Origin of the sequence: Trichormus variabilis 0441 (assembly GCF_009856605.1) — a bacterium.
GTDB classification, from domain to species: Bacteria; Cyanobacteriota; Cyanobacteriia; order Cyanobacteriales; family Nostocaceae; genus Trichormus; species Trichormus variabilis.
The window spans coordinates 2,320,897-2,337,386 of record NZ_CP047242.1 but is presented as its reverse complement, the minus strand read 5'-3'; the positions used below and the strand labels follow the sequence as shown (position 1 = coordinate 2,337,386).

Annotated in this window: 12 protein-coding genes; all 12 read left to right on the top strand. The window is 40.7% G+C overall.

The genetic code is table 11. The annotated features are described in order from the left end of the window. Nucleotides 1-222: 222 nt before the first annotated feature. The 12 genes from hisD to GSQ19_RS09470 all read left to right on the top strand — a co-directional run bounded on the left by hisD (nucleotide 223) and on the right by GSQ19_RS09470 (nucleotide 16,457). A complete protein-coding gene (gene hisD, locus GSQ19_RS09525; protein WP_011317709.1) occupies nucleotides 223-1,518 on the top strand; it encodes a histidinol dehydrogenase in 1,296 nt (431 codons plus the stop codon). Nucleotides 1,519-2,136: 618 nt separating this feature from the next. Continuing rightward, a complete protein-coding gene (locus GSQ19_RS09520) occupies nucleotides 2,137-3,351 on the top strand; it encodes a glycosyltransferase (protein WP_011317708.1) in 1,215 nt (404 codons plus the stop codon). A gap of 71 nt (nucleotides 3,352-3,422) precedes the next feature. Continuing rightward, nucleotides 3,423-4,613: a glycosyltransferase family 4 protein gene (locus GSQ19_RS09515; RefSeq protein ID WP_041456617.1), complete on the top strand. Its 1,191-nt coding sequence runs from the start codon at nucleotides 3,423-3,425 to the stop codon at nucleotides 4,611-4,613. A gap of 105 nt (nucleotides 4,614-4,718) precedes the next feature. Next, the gene (locus GSQ19_RS09510; RefSeq protein WP_011317706.1) at nucleotides 4,719-6,902 is read left to right on the top strand and encodes a GumC family protein; all 2,184 of its coding nucleotides are present in this window, start codon (nucleotides 4,719-4,721) and stop codon (nucleotides 6,900-6,902) included. Nucleotides 6,903-6,904: 2 nt separating this feature from the next. Then, complete coding sequence (locus GSQ19_RS09505) at nucleotides 6,905-8,314, top strand: O-antigen ligase family protein (RefSeq protein ID WP_011317705.1); 1,410 nt, start codon at nucleotides 6,905-6,907, stop codon at nucleotides 8,312-8,314. A 172-nt stretch (nucleotides 8,315-8,486) separates the two neighbouring features. Further along, entirely contained in the window at nucleotides 8,487-9,566 is a 1,080-nt protein-coding gene (locus GSQ19_RS09500; RefSeq protein ID WP_011317704.1) for an acyltransferase family protein, read from the top strand. Nucleotides 9,567-9,675: 109 nt separating this feature from the next. Continuing rightward, nucleotides 9,676-10,641, top strand: a complete 966-nt coding sequence (locus tag GSQ19_RS09495; RefSeq protein WP_011317703.1) for a glycosyltransferase family 2 protein — start codon at nucleotides 9,676-9,678, stop codon at nucleotides 10,639-10,641. 34 nt (nucleotides 10,642-10,675) lie between these two features. Further along, on the top strand, nucleotides 10,676-11,668 hold the full coding sequence (locus GSQ19_RS09490) for a glycosyltransferase family 2 protein (RefSeq protein ID WP_011317702.1): 993 nt from the start codon (nucleotides 10,676-10,678) through the stop codon (nucleotides 11,666-11,668). Beyond that, on the top strand, nucleotides 11,665-13,077 hold the full coding sequence (locus tag GSQ19_RS09485; protein WP_011317701.1) for a glycosyltransferase family 4 protein: 1,413 nt from the start codon (nucleotides 11,665-11,667) through the stop codon (nucleotides 13,075-13,077). The genes GSQ19_RS09490 and GSQ19_RS09485 overlap by 4 nt, the downstream gene beginning before the upstream one ends. Further along, nucleotides 13,064-14,329: a lipopolysaccharide biosynthesis protein gene (locus tag GSQ19_RS09480; RefSeq protein ID WP_011317700.1), complete on the top strand. Its 1,266-nt coding sequence runs from the start codon at nucleotides 13,064-13,066 to the stop codon at nucleotides 14,327-14,329. The genes GSQ19_RS09485 and GSQ19_RS09480 overlap by 14 nt, the downstream gene beginning before the upstream one ends. A 10-nt stretch (nucleotides 14,330-14,339) precedes the next feature. Beyond that, nucleotides 14,340-15,470, top strand: coding sequence for a polysaccharide pyruvyl transferase family protein (locus tag GSQ19_RS09475; RefSeq protein ID WP_011317699.1), 1,131 nt, complete (start codon nucleotides 14,340-14,342; stop codon nucleotides 15,468-15,470). Between the two features lie 42 nt (nucleotides 15,471-15,512). Continuing rightward, nucleotides 15,513-16,457, top strand: a complete 945-nt coding sequence (locus GSQ19_RS09470) for a glycosyltransferase family 2 protein (protein ID WP_011317698.1) — start codon at nucleotides 15,513-15,515, stop codon at nucleotides 16,455-16,457. Nucleotides 16,458-16,490 lie beyond the last annotated feature (33 nt).

The window sequence follows — 16,490 nt, the reverse complement described above, 5'->3', positions numbered from 1 at the left end:
AGCCCCTTCCCTACAAGGGAAGGGGAGTAAGACTCAAAGCCTCTCTCCTCGCAGGAGAGAGGTCAAAGTGTATTGCATACAAACTGGGTATCTGTGACCAGTCAACAGTCAAGATGAAAATTATCAGATGGAGTCAGCATTTGACTTCCACTCAGGGTTAATATCGCTCTACACTAAATATTGTCCTTACTGCAAACAGGCATTAGCCCAGAGATACTGTCCATGCTAGTCTTGAAAACAACCGACCAAGAATTTTCTACCAGATTTCAAAGCTTGGTGAGCGATCGCCGAGAAGCAACGGTTGATGTTAGTGGTACAGTACGCGATATACTCGCTCATGTGAAAGCGCATGGTGATGCCGCAGTTCAGGAATATACCAGTCGTTTTGATCACTATAGTCCCCATTCTCATCATTTGAGTGCGGCTTTCATTGCCGAACAAGCAGCGAAATGTTCAGCTGAGGTGAAAGCAGCCATAGAACTAGCGGCTGAACGTATTAGTTCTTTTCATCAAAAACAATTACCCCAGGATATCGGTTACACCGACACCGTAGGCGTAAAACTAGGCTTAAATTGGGTAGCTTTATCGCAAGTAGGAATTTATGTCCCTGGAGGACGCGCCAGTTATCCCAGTTCGGTTTTGATGAATGCCCTGCCCGCCAAAATTGCAGGTGTAGAACGCATAGTTATGACTGTTCCTATGCCTCATGGGGAAATCAATCCCGCCGTCCTGGCTGCTGCCCAAGTTGCCGGCGTGACAGAAATATATAGTATAGGTGGGGCGCAAGCAGTCGGGGCGTTAGCCTACGGTACAGAAACTATCACCCCAGTGGATAAAATTGTGGGGCCTGGTAATGCCTACGTTGCTGAAGCCAAACGCCAAGTATTTGGGACTGTGGGGATTGACAGCATTGCCGGGCCTTCAGAAATTTTAGTTGTCGCCGATCGCCAAAACAATCCAGAATGGATCGCCTGGGATTTATTATCTCAAGCTGAACATGATCCCAGCGCTCAATCAATTTTAATTACTGACTCTGAATCCTTTGCCCAGCAAGTGATTGGGGCAGTTGAGCAAATTTTGACCACTTTACCCACCACCAAAGTAGCCAGTAGCAGTTGGCAAAATCACGGGGCAGTAATTATTGTTAGGGATTTAGCCGAAAGTATCCCTTTGCTCAATCAACTAGCTCCAGAACACGTAGAACTGTGTGTAGATAATCCCCAATTGCTAGCTAGTCAAATTAAGTGTGCTGGTAGTTTATTTTTAGGTCGTTATACCCCAGAGGCGATCGGCGATTATTTAGGTGGCCCCAATCACGTATTACCAACTTCCCGTTCTGCCCGCTTTGCTTCCGGCTTAAGTGTCTACGATTTCCTCAAGCGAATCACCTATTTAGAATGCAATCAAGCAGCATTGCAGGCAATAGGCCAGTCCGCCGTCACTCTTGCAGAAACCGAGGGTTTACCAGCCCACGCAGGTAGTGTGGCTGTGCGTTTGCAAGGGTTGAACGATATGTAGGGGAGGCAGGAAGAGAAGTCGCAAGGAGGGTTTCCCTCCCGACGAACTTCCCTACGGGACGCTACGCGAACGGGAGCCAGGGAGTAAATTTCGTCCCCAATCCCCAGTCCCCAATCCCCAATCCCCCAATGAATCTATTAATACTGTCAGCACATTTAATTAGAAAAAAGCAAAGTACAGGCAAATACAAAAGACAATAAGCCTGTTTCCGCACAAATACACAAACTTGATGAAGTTATGATGAAGTTGATTTAAATTAATGAAATTAAATTCTCTAGGAATTCGATTTGATTATTGAACAAACATAAGTATCTTTAGGGTGAGTAATGCCCACCAAAACCCTGATAAGGTAGGCTTTGCCCATCCTACATATAATTCACAAATCAAATAGTAGTCCTATGTGTTGCATAAGTGTTTTACAAGTGTATATACTCTCTAAAATGTAAAGTTTTTATAAAGAGTGGAATGATACAGTGACTTTTCAACCTAGAGATACTACCATATACCTGTGTGTTATTATGTAAAGTAGTTATAAAATTTACAACTATTTTGCAGTGTTTTCCCTATTGACTTAGATTGCAAACTTGCGGGGTGATGATATCGCCTAGGGTGTGAGTAATGCGTAAACCAGTTCTAACCATCTTTTACCAGTTTAATCCCTGGCAAACTTCTATTGGAGGAATTCAGACATTAATCAACACGTTTATCAAGTATGCTCCTAGTGATTTTGAAGTGCGGCTAGTGGGAACAGCTAGCGATTCTAGTCAGCCCCTTGGTAAATGGCAAGATGCAGAATTTGCAGGTAGAGAAGTTAGCTTTTTACCGATTCTCAAGTTAGAAGACGATAACGTTAGAGGTTTAATTCCGACTACAGTCAGATATACGGCGGCATTATTAGGCCGTTCCCTGTCATCAGATTTTATGCACTTTCATCGGCTTGAGCCAAGCTTGGCAGCCATGAACTGGCAGGGAGAAAAAACGATATTTATTCACAATGATATTCACACACAGATGGCAACTGTGGCCGATCGCCAAGCCATACTGTGGCGCAGATTTCCAGCAGCTTACTTTGCTCTTGAGAGTATATTAATCCGCCAGTTTAGTCAGATATTGTCTTGTAACACTGATGCTGCACAGTTTTACCGCCAGCGTTATCCCCAATTACAAGACCGTGTGGCATTCGTCAAAAACTCCTTTGATAACGAGGTTTTCTATTCTGGGAGTCAGCCACAAAGAGAAGCGAATCGGCGCGAATTGGCATTGCAGATGGGACTAGACCCAGCAACACGTTTTATTCTGTTTGCTGGAAGACTGCATCCCCAAAAAGATCCCGTGTTGTTAGTACGTGCTTTCGCCGCTTTAAATCAACCCCACACGCACCTATTAATAGCAGGCGATGGAGAATTAGCAACTCCAGTACGTCAGGAAATTGAACAGTTAGGCTTATCCAGTCAGGTGACAATGCTGGGAGCATTGAAACAAAAAGAATTGGCTAGATTACATCGCTTGAGTAGTGCTTTTGTTCTCAGCAGTGCTTATGAAGGTTTACCCTTAGTTGTTTTAGAAGCCTTGGCTAGTGGAACGCCAGTGGTAACAACTAAATGCGGTGAAACTCCTAAATTACTTCATTGTGATAGTGGTATTGTTTGTGAGCAAAGGACACCGGATTCTATAGCCGATGGCTTACGACGGATACTATTAAAACCACAAGATTATCCCATTGAGGCTTGTATCCGTACAGCACAACCTTATGCTGCGCGTACTGTCGTGAGAGATGTTTATGGCGATATGTTAAATCGCTGGGAATTAAAAGAGTTCTCGGTCATTAGCTGACAAACAGACAGTTTTCCCAACTGTCTTTAATTTTAGTGTGTTCCCTCATCAAAGAATTCAACATCATGACTATGAAAATTGCTGTAATTGGTGCAAAAGGTCTTCCTCCTAAACAGGGTGGCATTGAGCATTACTGTGCAGAAGTATATCCTCGGATAGTTGCACAAGGTCATAGTGTGGATTTATTCGCCCGTTCTTCATATACAGACACTTCTTGGCTGGGAAATTATGATTTTCAAGGTGTGCGAGTCATTTCCTTACCTGGGATAGCTGCTAGAGGAGCAGACGCATTCATCACCTCTGCGTTAGGAGCGATCGCTGCAACCGCAGAGAGATATGATATTGTACATTTCCATGCTCTTGGCCCCTCTCTGTTCACTTTCCTACCCAGAGTTGCCAACTCAGCGAAAATTGTAGTTACTTGTCAAGGTTTAGATTGGCAACGCGCCAAATGGGGTAGTTTCTCGACTCGGCTAATTCAAAGTGGAGAAAAGGCAGCCGTCCGTTTTGCTCACGGCATGGTTGTTGTCTCTGATGCTCTCAAAACCTACTTTGCCGAAACCTATGGACGGGACACAGTTTATATCCCCAACGCTCCCGCCAGCTACGGTGAATCAGACCCCAGTTTTACCTATGGTAAACAACTGGGTCTAGAGCCTGGGCGTTACATGATATTTGTTGGCAGAATAGTTCCCGAAAAGCGTCCTGATTTGCTGATTGAAGCCTTCTCTAAATTACAAGCACCAGGATGGAAACTAGTATTAGCCGGAGGTGTTAGCGATACTCAATCTTATACCTCTCAATTATTAGAAAAGGTCGCTAATAATCCCAATATTATTTTTGCAGGTGAACTGCGCGGCTCTCGTTTATGGGAAATTGTTCGCGGTGCGGGAATGTTTGTTTTACCCTCTGATTTAGAGGGATTACCTTTAGCAATGCTGGAAGCTATGCAGGAAGGTGTTCCAGTAGTAGCCAGCGATATTCTGCCTCACCAACAATTGATTAATGGAGGCATGGGAACCCTATTTATGGCTGGTAATACAGACTCTTTAGTGAGTTCCTTGGATTGGGCAATTCATCATCCCCAACAAATAGCAGCAATGGCTAAAAATGCCCAAAGAAATATTCAAGTAAATTATAGTTGGGAGCATATAACTGCGGAAAATCTCAAACTATACAAAACGCTGTTAAGTTCATCTCAACCAGTCGGTATAGCGAATTCTAGAGAAGTTAGTCTAGCCAGAGTTGGCAGTAAAGAATAATTGCACACATCCAGAAGTCAGAGTCCAGAAGATTCTCATTTCTGGCTTCTTCACCACACAGGTGCAAGCCTTCTTGTAGAGTATTGTGAATTACAGGTATATGTAATGGGAAAAGGCATTTCAACCTTATTGGGGGTCTTGGGACGCAGAGGCTTTCCGGCGGTGACTGTGTTTGCATCTGTCATCGGAGCATCATTTGCTTACTTGGCGGTGACACCACGTTTGTATGAAACATCAGCACGATTGATGTTGGATGATAAAAAGGCGAGTGTGTCTGAATTGGGGCGTGACTTGACCCAGATAAACTCTACAGCCATTGGACGTAACCCCTTAGCAGATCAGGCAGAGTTACTGAAGTCACAAACAGTCTTGCAACTAGCTATTTCTAAACTCAATCCGCCGATAAAAGATAGTTCCACACAAAAACCACTAACAGCTTCGGATATTCGCTCAAATTTGAAAGTGATTATAGTCCCAGCGACTAACATTTTAGATTTGAGATATCAAAGTCCCAATCCAAATCAAGCAGCGCAGATTCTCAATGCTGTATCCCAGGCGATGGTGGAGGAAAATATCAAAACCATCAGTTCTGAAGCTACTAAGGTCAGGGAATTTTTGGCCGAAAAAGTACCTATAGCGCGTCAAAGGCTACTACAAGCAGAACTCGCGGAAACCAAATACAGACAGCAAAGCGGCGTTGTCGCCACAGATGATCAGACCAGGAGTTTGGTAAATAGTTTAGCGGAACTGGAAAATCAAGAACGCATCTTGGCGGTGCAACTCCAAGAGACGCGATCGCGTGACGCATCTTTACGCCAAGTGACAGATGCGAAAAATATCAATACCGCTTATGCCTCTGTCAGAGAAGGGCAAGACGAACAACTCAAGGTATTGCGAACTAAGTTAACTGATATCGAAACCAAACTCATAGAAGCGCGTACCAAATATCAAGAAGCCCATCCCACAGTTTTGGATCTAGTCCAACAAAGGGATGAAATCCGGGCTTTGTATGGACAGCAAATGGCTAGGGTATCTTCTAGTAACCAAACAGCTAATTTCAACAATTTATCTAATGACCAAATTAGTCAAACCCTTATTTCTGATTTAATCACGAACGATATTACGCGTTTAGCCGTAGAAAATAAGCTGAATGCTATCCAGAAAATGAGAGCTAATATTCAAAGTCGTTTGGCACTCATCCCCATTCAACAGCAACCGTTAACCGTCTTGACACGTCAACGGGAAGAAGCCGCCGAATCACTGAAGTTTCTCCAAAGCAAACTAGAAGAAGCGCAGATTGCGGAGGCGCAGAAAGTTAGCAACATCCGCATCATCGAAACGGCTGTAGCCCCAGAGTTACCCACATCTCCGAAACGTACAGTAGTACTTGTGATTGCTGGGTTCTTTGGCAGCATCTTAGCGGTAGGGTTGGTATTGCTACTGGAACTCATGGATAATACTCTGCGCGATGCGACAGAAGCGGAGGAGTTACTGCAATTACCATTGTTGGGAGTTTTACCCCGTCTTCCTGCTACCAAACTGAGTCTAGAACCGGCAGAACAATTTCTTGATGACTTGGGTTTGGTGGAACCTTACCGGATGCTGCTGAAGAATCTAGAGTTTCGCAATGTGGACAATTTGCAGGTAATAGTTGTCAGCAGCCCCCTGGCTGGAGAAGGTAAGTCAGTTATTGTTTCCCATCTGGCTGCGGTCTCTGCCATGTTATCTCGACGGACATTAATTATTGATGCAGATTTGCGTAAACCCTCACAACATACCTTATTTAATCTACCTCCCAGACCAGGAATTACAGATGTAATTGATGGGACTAGACCTTTACTCAGTGCGGTGCAGTCAACAACCATAGAAAATCTTTCGGTGTTGACTTGCGGAGAGTTAAGGGGAAGACCTTCCCAGATCCTAGAGTCAGCAGCGATGAAAGCGCTAGTGGCAGAAGCAGCCCAACGCTACGATTTAGTCATTATTGATACTCCACCCTTGAGCGCCTGCGCTGATGCTTCCACCTTGAGTCAGATGAGTGATGGAGTCATCCTCACCACACGCCCCGGTTTTACCCTGAAGGAGGTATTACAACGAGCCGTATCAGAACTCAACCAAAATCGCATTCCCGTTTTGGGGGTAGTGGTCAATGGTATGACAAGTGGTACAGAAAAATACTACCGTTACCCATCAGAGGAATATCCCTCGATATTATCTAGACCTTTGAGACGTTTAACATCTCTGGGTAGTAGCGCCAGAAATTCCGCTAATGATTCTAGGTCGAACTGAAGATGAGGAATTATCAGCGCTCAATTAACTTTTCTGCTCTAGCCATCTGGCTTGTAGTGCTAATCGTCGGTTTGATTGCCGGGTTTGCTGCTGGTGCTAGTCCAGTTTTACCTGGTTTAGCGGTAGTTTCATTAGTGGTACTGGGTTTCTTTTTTAAAAACCTAGAACAAGCCGTATTGAGCGCTTTGATTATTCGCAGTGCCATAGATGGTATTGTTTCTCCGCCCTTACCCTCTGCGTTTGCGATCGCTATCGATATCCTCACCTTACTATATGTAGTCGTCCTGTTGTTGCAAAAGCGTACTGTCCACACCGATTGGTTTTTGTGGTTCTTCGTTGCTTGGGTAATTTTCCAAACAATGTGGCTAGTTCTTTTACCTATAGGTGGACTAGGACTGGATGGCGCGGTGTTTGCTACTAGTTTGCGGGAATGGGTTCGCTTGTTCTCCTGGCTGATGCTTTATTTACTAGTCATGCAGCTAAAGGAAAAGACTCACCCCCAAACAGTAATCAATCTCCTATTTTGGGCTTTAGTCATTCCTCTGGCGATCGCATTTTTACAAATGTTTGTGCCTGGGATTTTGCCATCCCAGTTTGCACCTTTGTCTGGAGGGGTTTTGTCTGAAGGTTCTCGCATTAGAGGCAGTATTGGACATCCCAACAGTTTTGCTACCTTCTTGTTATTGTTTATTGGGCTGACTACCTGGAAGCTAACTATTACCAAAGTACGCTGGCCTTGGTTGCTGTTGCTGGGCTTATTGGCTTTCTTTTATGTCAGCACCAAAGCCTTGTTTAGCTTGATGATGTTGGCTGTATTTATGCTGGTGTTAATTGCTCCCAGATTAAGTTTATTGAAGCTTATCGGTGCGGCGTTTTTCTTCGGCTTAGTGATATTTCTATTTGGTAGTACAGAGTTTGGACAACAACGGCTGGGATCAATAGCACAAACACCATTGCTCAACCCAGATATAGATATATGGCGAGCAATTCTCTTGTCTTATAGCGACAATAACAGCTTCAACTGGCGAATTGCCCAATGGCACGAATTACTCGAAGCCTGGAAACAGTACCCACTGTTCGGTTACGGGTTGGGCGTGACTACGCATATTGCCAGTAATGGTTTATATGCCCATAACGATTATGTCCGGGCGTTAACAGAAGGTGGAATTGTCGGTTTAGTCAGCTTTATAGCCTTCTTTGGCGTACAGATAGGGCGAATTGTCCAGTTAATGAGGCGATCGCTCTCTAATAAAACACAGAATAGTCTTTGCTTGGTTTTATTAGCACTTATTTTAACCATTCCTGTGGGGATGATTACCGAAAATGTTTGGAGTCATACCATGTTGTTTTTTTATTGGTTTACTTTGCTGGCGGTGGCGGGTTGGGATTGGAATACCAAGCCAACAACATAATAGGAATTCAAAATTCAAAATTAAGAATTAAGGCATAACAAGCGTTTGGGGTTGTGTATCTGTCACATTCTTTTTTCAAATTGGTATAAAAATTCCATCCACAAGGAAAAAACAACTAACAAATAAAAATTCTCAAATTCCAGATTAAATAGATTAAGAATAAGGAAACATCATGGCAGATAATTCTCAACCTAAGAAAAAACTTTATACTATCCAAGTATTGCGGGGGTTAGCAGCAGTGCTGGTAGTCCTTGCACATGGAGACTTGATTTTTAACCAAAATTTTGGTCAAAATTTTTGGTTCAAAATATTTAATTTCGGTGGTTCTGGTGTAGACTTTTTCTTTGTCTTGAGTGGATTTATTATTTTGTATGTTCACAAAAAAGATATCGCTAACAAAAGTAAAACATTTACATTTTTATTCAAAAGATTTTTACGTATCTACCCCATATATTGGGTTTTTCTTAGCCTAAAACTGTTAGCTTCTTTTAGCTTTTCTTATAATCCCAGCAGCACAGAAAGAAGCTTAATTGAGATGCTCAAAGCATTTACCTTGTTTCCCCAACAGCAAGAAGTTCTTTCGAGTAGTTTCTTGGGGGTAAGCTGGACTTTAAGCTATGAAATTTTATTCTATATAATTTTTGCTTTATTAATTGCTTTACCAACTAGAATTTCGTTCCCCATAGTTGGTGTTTGGCTATTGGGTGTATTCGGTAATTTTTGGGGATTACTGAATTTACCACCAGATAGCGTATTTCTTAAGTTCATTTTCAGTCATTATAATCTGGAATTTGCCTTGGGTTGCTTGGCAGCATATTTATTTGCTAGATCCAAAATTAAATGGGGTATGGTTTTAATCTCTGTGGGCGCTTTTCTTTACACATTGTCGGCAATTAATTATCACCATCAAATTGTCAATCTGTCGCAAGTCATTACCTTTGGTATTCCTTCTATGTTGCTTGTGCTAGGTTGTGTTTCTCTAGAGAACACAAAAAATATTCAGGTTCCTCCTTTACTTGTATATTTAGGTGATGCTTCTTACTCTATTTACTTGGCACATGGATTTGCGATTAATAATATTAGCAAACTTATCCAAAAGATTTATCCCAGTATGACCGAAAATATTTTTGTTTTAAATAGTATTGGTCTTTTAATTGCTGCAATATCTATTGTGTTTGGTTGTTTGGTTCATTCGTTCATTGAAAAACCATTAATCCTTACTTTTCAACCTAGAAAAACTGCTAATGCTTGAGCGTTTATGTTTTTAAACGCAAAGGGGCGGGGAGATTGCCTAATTTACTAGTGGTGTAATCGGTGCTTCAGCAGATTAGGAAATGTTATATTCAGGAGAATTTTAAGATATGCCAAAAGTTTCTGTAGTCATTCCTGCTTACAATGCCATGCCTTATTTACCAGAGACACTTGATAGTGTTCTCAGGCAAACTTATAACGATTTTGAAGTGATAGTTGTTAATGATGGTAGTTCTGATAAAACTGAAGAATTCATCTCTCAAATTTTAGATCCTAGAATCAAATTAATTTCTCAAGCAAATCAAGGATTAGCAGGAGCAAGAAATACTGGTATTCTGAATGCTTCAGGCGAATATATTGCATTTCTGGATGCTGATGATATTTGGGAGCCGACTAAATTAGAAAAACAAGTAAAAGTTTTGGATGAAAATCCAGAAGTTGGTTTGGTTTATACCTGGGTTGCTTATATTAATGAGCAGGGTAAATCAACAGGAAAAATATTTAAAAACCAGGTAGAAGGTTATGTATGGCCACAGTTGACTGAACATAATATTGTTGAGTGTGGTAGCGTGGCTATGGTACGTCAAATCTGTTTTGAAAAAATAGGTTTATTTGACCGCAATTTAGGCTCTTATGTAGAAGATTGGGATATGTGGCTACGTATTGCCACAAGTTATGATTTTAAGGTTGTTAAGGAAGCTTTAGTTTACTACAGACAACGCTCAAATAGTGCTTCTAAAAATTGGGAAGCAATGGCACAAAGTTTTGCCATAGTTATTGAAAAAGCTTTTGCAACTGCATCACCAGATTTACAGGTTTTAAAAAATAAAAGTTATGGTTTTACTTACCTTTGCCTAGCTTGGAAGCCACTACAAAGTCTTCAGAAAGATTATCAAAAATCTCGTGAGTTTTGTCAGCAAGCTTTGGTTTACTATCCCAGTTTACGCTTTTCCCAAGAATATATCCGCTTGAGTATAGCTATTAATCTCATGCGATGGTTTGGGGCTGATGGCTATAGTAAGTTGCTGCCATTATTTCACACTATGCGGCGTGTCAAGTTAGCTTTACAAAAGTAATGAGAGTAATTAAGACCGAAGCTAGTTATTATTCATGAAAAATATGGCATTAATTTCTGTGATCATACCTGCTTACAATGCAGAATTGACTATTAAAAAAACAATCGAATCTGTACAAAACCAAACCTTTACTGATTGGGAAATCATTGTTATTAATGATGGTTCTACAGATAAAACTCCAGAAATTATCCAAAGTATCAAAGATGAACGGTTAAAAATTTTTAACTATAAAAACGGGGGATTACCAGTAGCGCGTAATCGTGGTATTCTTCATGCAACTGGAGAATTCATTGCTTTTCTTGATGCAGATGATTTATGGACTGTTGATAAACTGGAAAGGCAATTAAAAGCTTTGCAACAGCATCCAAAAGCTGGAGTTGCCTACAGTTGGACTTGTTTTATGGATGTAGATGAACAAGGAGAACCTTTAGCATATTTGCCATCATCTCCATATTCTTTTACCGGAAATGTGTATCAAAATCTGTTAGTGAGTGATTTTATTCACAGTGGTTCAAATACGTTGATACGTAAGGAAGCAATTAATTCAGTAGGCGAATTTGATCCGATGCTCAAATCTTGTGAAGATTGGGATTATTGGCTGCGCCTAGCAACTAATTGGGATTTTGTTGTAGTCCCTGAATACCAAATATTTTATCGTCGGACTCCTGGGGCAATGTCATCTAAAGTTGAGGTGATGAAAGAAGCCTGTCTCATAGCAATGGAAAAGGCTTATCAAGCAGCACCACCACAACTACAATATTTGAAAAAATATACTATGAGTAGCTTTCATCTCTATTGCTCAAGTTTGTATATTCAACATCGTGATGACAAGTTTGCAATTAGCCAAGCGCAACAACATTTGTTGGCAGCAATTGGGTTAAATCAAAAGATTTTACTAGAGAAAACAACTCAAAAGTTATTAATCAAGTTTCTCTTGAAAAAGATTTTTCCCCCACAGGTGACTAATTATGTTTTGCAGTTAACGAAAAAACGTATTTCTCTGAATGTTCCGAGGTTAGAAGCATGAAAAATATTCTGAATCACGAACTTGCAGAGCCACAGAACACAAATACAAAAGAATTACAAATTTCCGAACCAACGATCGCCTTACTCCACTGTTACGATTTGATCGACGACTTCTTAGATAGCATTAATATCTCTTTCGAGACTTTCTGTCAGGAGTTCGTCGGTAGCTGGATGTTTGGCTATATCAACGCTCTCAAGGAAGCTGGTGTGCGGACGGTATTATTTTGCATTTCCGCCCGTGTTGAGCGCCCATCACGCTTTACTCATATACCCACCAATACCCAAATCTGCGTTTTACCTCCATCCCAAACATATCGTCCTTACCGCGCTTTGCGGCGTAAATCTCTGAATGTTTACGGCGCTAGTACAGCTCAATCTTTTAAGGAGATTCAAGATAACAATCCCATTCGCCGTTCTTTGCTGACACCTGTGAAAGATTTGGCGAAAAGTGTGGGAACCTACCTCTGTACACCACTGGGGTTATTAGCTGAGGAACTAAAACGCGAGAACTGTCAAGCAATTTTGTGTCAAGAATATGAGTATGCCCGCTTCGATAGTTGTACACTCCTGGGAAAAATGACAGGTATTCCCGTGTTCGCTACCTTCCAAGGAGGCGATCGCACTCAGAGTTGGCTGGAAGTTCCCTGGCGACATCTATCTTTTCGCAACTGCGCGGGTGTCATTGTCGCTACCCAAACCGAGATTCAGCGCATCCAATCTGCTTACGGGATTGGCGCTAGCAAAATCGGGCAAATTTTCAACCCTGTAGACATAGCAACTTGGCAAGGAAGCGATCGCCTGCAAGCACGAAAAGAACTAGATATTCCCCTGGATGCAAGGGTAGTCGTTTGGCATGGCAGAGTAGAGATAGAGCGCAAAGGGCTAGATATATTACTAGAAGCTTGGCAGCAAATCTGCAATCAGCGTCCAGATATTAACCTGCGGCTACTAATTGTAGGTACAGGTAGCGATGCCGCACAATTGCAACAGCGTATTGCCAGTATGCAGCTAAAAGGCGTGTTATGGCTGAATGAATTTGTGAGCGATCGCTCTATCATGCAGCGCTATCTGTCGGCTGCTGATGTTTACACCCTCCCCTCTCGCCAAGAAGGGTTTCCCGTTGCACCTTTGGAAGCAATGGCTTGTAGTCTCCCAGTAGTAGCGGCTGACGCTCCTGGTGTACCGGACATTTTTGCAGGTGGAGACATTTCTGGCGGCCTAGTCGTACCGCGAGAAAATGCGACAGCCTTAGCGCAAGCACTCGCGCAAGTTCTCGACAATGAAGCCTGGGGACGGGAGTTAGGTAAACGTGCGCGACAGCGTGTAGAGAGTTACTTTGCACCGCAAATAGTTGGCAAACAACTACGAGATTTTATTTTAGGTCAGAACTCACATCATGCTCATCAGTAAGTTCAAGCAGTCACTATCAAACAAATTTATTCGCAATGCTGGCGCGCTAGGAGCCGCAGAATTAGCCAATCGCATCTTCCGCCTGGGAACAACCATCACTCTAGCGCGGATGTTCAGCCCCCAAGACTATGGATTAATGGCGGTTGTTTATACAGTGTTTGATTTTGCCACTGTTTTCACCTTCAGAGGCGGAATTGGCGCAAAGATTGTTCAAGCTGATGAGCAGGATGTGAAAACTATCTGTGACACATCTTACTGGTTGAACTGGATTTTGTGCATAGCGATTTTTTTACTCCAGTGCATTGCTGCTTTTCCGATTGCTCAGTTTTATAAAAACCAACAGTTGGTTTTGCCAATCTGTACAGTTGGTTTAGTCTATTTAATGTTTCCTTTGTTTTTGGTTAATTCTGCCATCATTGAACGGGAAAATCGACTTAAAATTACAGCATTATGTAACGTTATTCAATCATTATTAAGCAATATCATTATTGTGGTTTTTGCCCTCATGGGTATGGGTGTATGGGCTATAGTCTGGTCTATGGTGTTGACAACTCCAGTCTGGATTATCATCACTTGGAGAAATCATTCTTGGCGACCACCTAAATTATTTAAATTAGACAAATATAAAGAAGTTATTAGTTTTGGGGCAGACTTATTAGCGATTGAATTACTAGGTAAATTAAGAGGAAATATAGATTATCTCATTATTGGTGGCTTTTTAAGTATTGAAGCATTAGGTATTTATTATTTTGCTTTTAATGCTGGTTTGGGTATTAGCATGAGCGTGATTAATACCTTTGGTTCAGCATTATTTCCTTACCTTTGCGAAGTGCGGAGTAATTTAAGCCACCTCAAAGAAAGATACTTTAGCAGCCTGAAAAAAGCTTACTTTGTAATCACACCTTTAATTCTATTGCAAACCTGTTTAGCTCCTATTTATGTTCCAATTATTTTTGGACAGAAATGGTCATCTGCTATTCCAGTATTGATGCTAATTTGTCTATCTGCTTTAAGCCTACAATTTGGTAGAGCTACATTTCTTTTGCTTAACGCAATGGGCAAAACCCGCTTAACTCTCTATTGGAATTTAATCTACACAATCCTATTTTCTACTGGACTATTAATATCAGTGCATGGAGGAATTATTTATGTAGCGATCGCAGTTGTTATCTGCCAACTATTCATAGCCCCCATCTTTAACATTTGGGTTGTTAACCGCACTTTTTACAAAAAACAATTCATTACTCTATAGGTAATAACACATGATACAAGTCCTTAATCTCACAACACCAGAAACTATCAAAAATTACTTACATGAAGCTTTAGGTAAAATAGAGCCTTTTGAACAATGTATTCTTCTAGATTATCCTGACCATGCAAACATTGGTGACAACTTAATTTGGCTGGGAGAATTGCTTTATTTGCACAACACTCGCCAGTCCCAAATTACTTATAATGCCAGTGTTGAAAATTTCTCAGTCCAAGAAATGGATAAATGCAAATCTTCATGTGAAATTCCCATTTTTTTACATGGAGGAGGAAATCTGGGTGATTTATGGCTAAAGTTTCAGAATTTTAGAGAGTATATTATATCTGAATACAAAGAAAACCCAATTATCATTTTCCCCCAAAGTATTTATTTCCAAGAAGAAGATAATTTAATCAAGGCTGCTCGTATCTTCAATTCACACCCAAACTTAACTATATTTGTTCGGGATAACTACAGTTATCAGTTAGCAACAAATTATTTCTCTAATTGTCGGATTATTAAATCCCCTGATGCAGCGTTTCAATTAGTTAACACTCCAGGGATAGCTGCTGCATATCAAAATAAAAGTTCTATTCTTTATCATTTTAGAAACGATAAAGAATTAAATTTAAATCAAGCTGGTTCTCCTCATACCCTCGACTTGCCAAATTTAATAGTAGAAGATTGGGCTTCTTATAAATATGAGAGTGACTCTTACAAAGAGTTACCACATAATGCTGTAATTCAAAGTTTCGCCAGAGTCTTCCACGGTTGGGAACAAGGCAAATTATTTCCTGATGAATGGATTACTCGTCAAATCTGGAAATATTTCCATCCCTATACTACTGCTTTTTCTCAATCTTATAACCCTGAATCACATCGCAAAGCTTGGAGTTATATGTATCAGGGAGTTTACCAGTTCAAACAACATCGATTAATTATTACAAATAGGCTACATGGTCATATTCTTTCTACTTTGATGGGAATTCCCCATATTTTTCTCCCTAATTCCTACCACAAAAATGAAGCTTTTTATGAGGCTTGGACATATCAAATCCCCTTTTGTCGTTTTGTCAAAGATCCTGAAAAAATAGCCGATACAGTTCGGGAATTGATTGAGATTTCTGAAATTGCTAAAAACTAATTAACCAGTGTAGATGTGGCAATATTAGGGAGGCTAAATTTTGTGCCAATAATATCTGTAATCATTCCTGTATACAATGGTGAAAAAACAATTATTGAAACCATTGCTTCCGTTCAACAGCAAACCTTCCTAGATATTGAAATCATTGTGATCAATGATGGCTCAACAGATAAGACTCTTGAGCTTGTGAAAAATATTCCAGATAATCGCTTGAAAATCTTTTCTTATGAAAATGGTGGTTTACCCGTAGCTCGTAATCGCGGTATTACCCACGCTGTAGGTCAATTTATTGCTTTCATTGATGCTGATGATCTTTGGACACCAGATAAGCTAGAACTTCAGTTTGCTGCATTACAAGAATATCCAGAAGCAGGATTAGCTTATAGTTGGACTTATTATAAATTTGCAAATGAAGCAGATTCTTATGCTGACGAATCTAATTCATTTGTAGGTGATGTTTATGCTGAACTGCTAGTCAAGAATTTTTTGCAGAACGGTTCCAATCCTCTAATTCGGCGAGCAGCTATTGACTCTGTAGGACTTTTTGATCCGACTTTGAAATCTTGCGAAGATTGGGATTTTTACCTACGGTTAGCGGCTAAATGGCAGTTTGCTTTAGTTAAAAAAGCACAAATTATCTATCGTCAGTCCCCAACTGCTATGACATCTAAATTAGATGTTATGGAAAAGTATAGTTCTGTTGTCATAGAGAGAGCTTTTAATACAGCTCCTCCAGAATTACAACATCTAAAAAAACAAAGTCTAGCATGGGTTTACAAATTTACGGCTCAACAATGTTTGAAATATAACAGTGATAAACTCGCTGATATTAAACTAGCCGCTAAAAGATTAAAAATGGCTATTACTCTCTATCCAAAAAACCTTTTAGAAGACTACACTCATGGTCTCATAAGAAAACTTATTAAAAGTTGGATATTATTACAATTTCACATGGTTGATATTCCTGAAAAATCTCACAATACTTAAAGAGGATTTGTCAATTAAGAGAACACCAAAAAA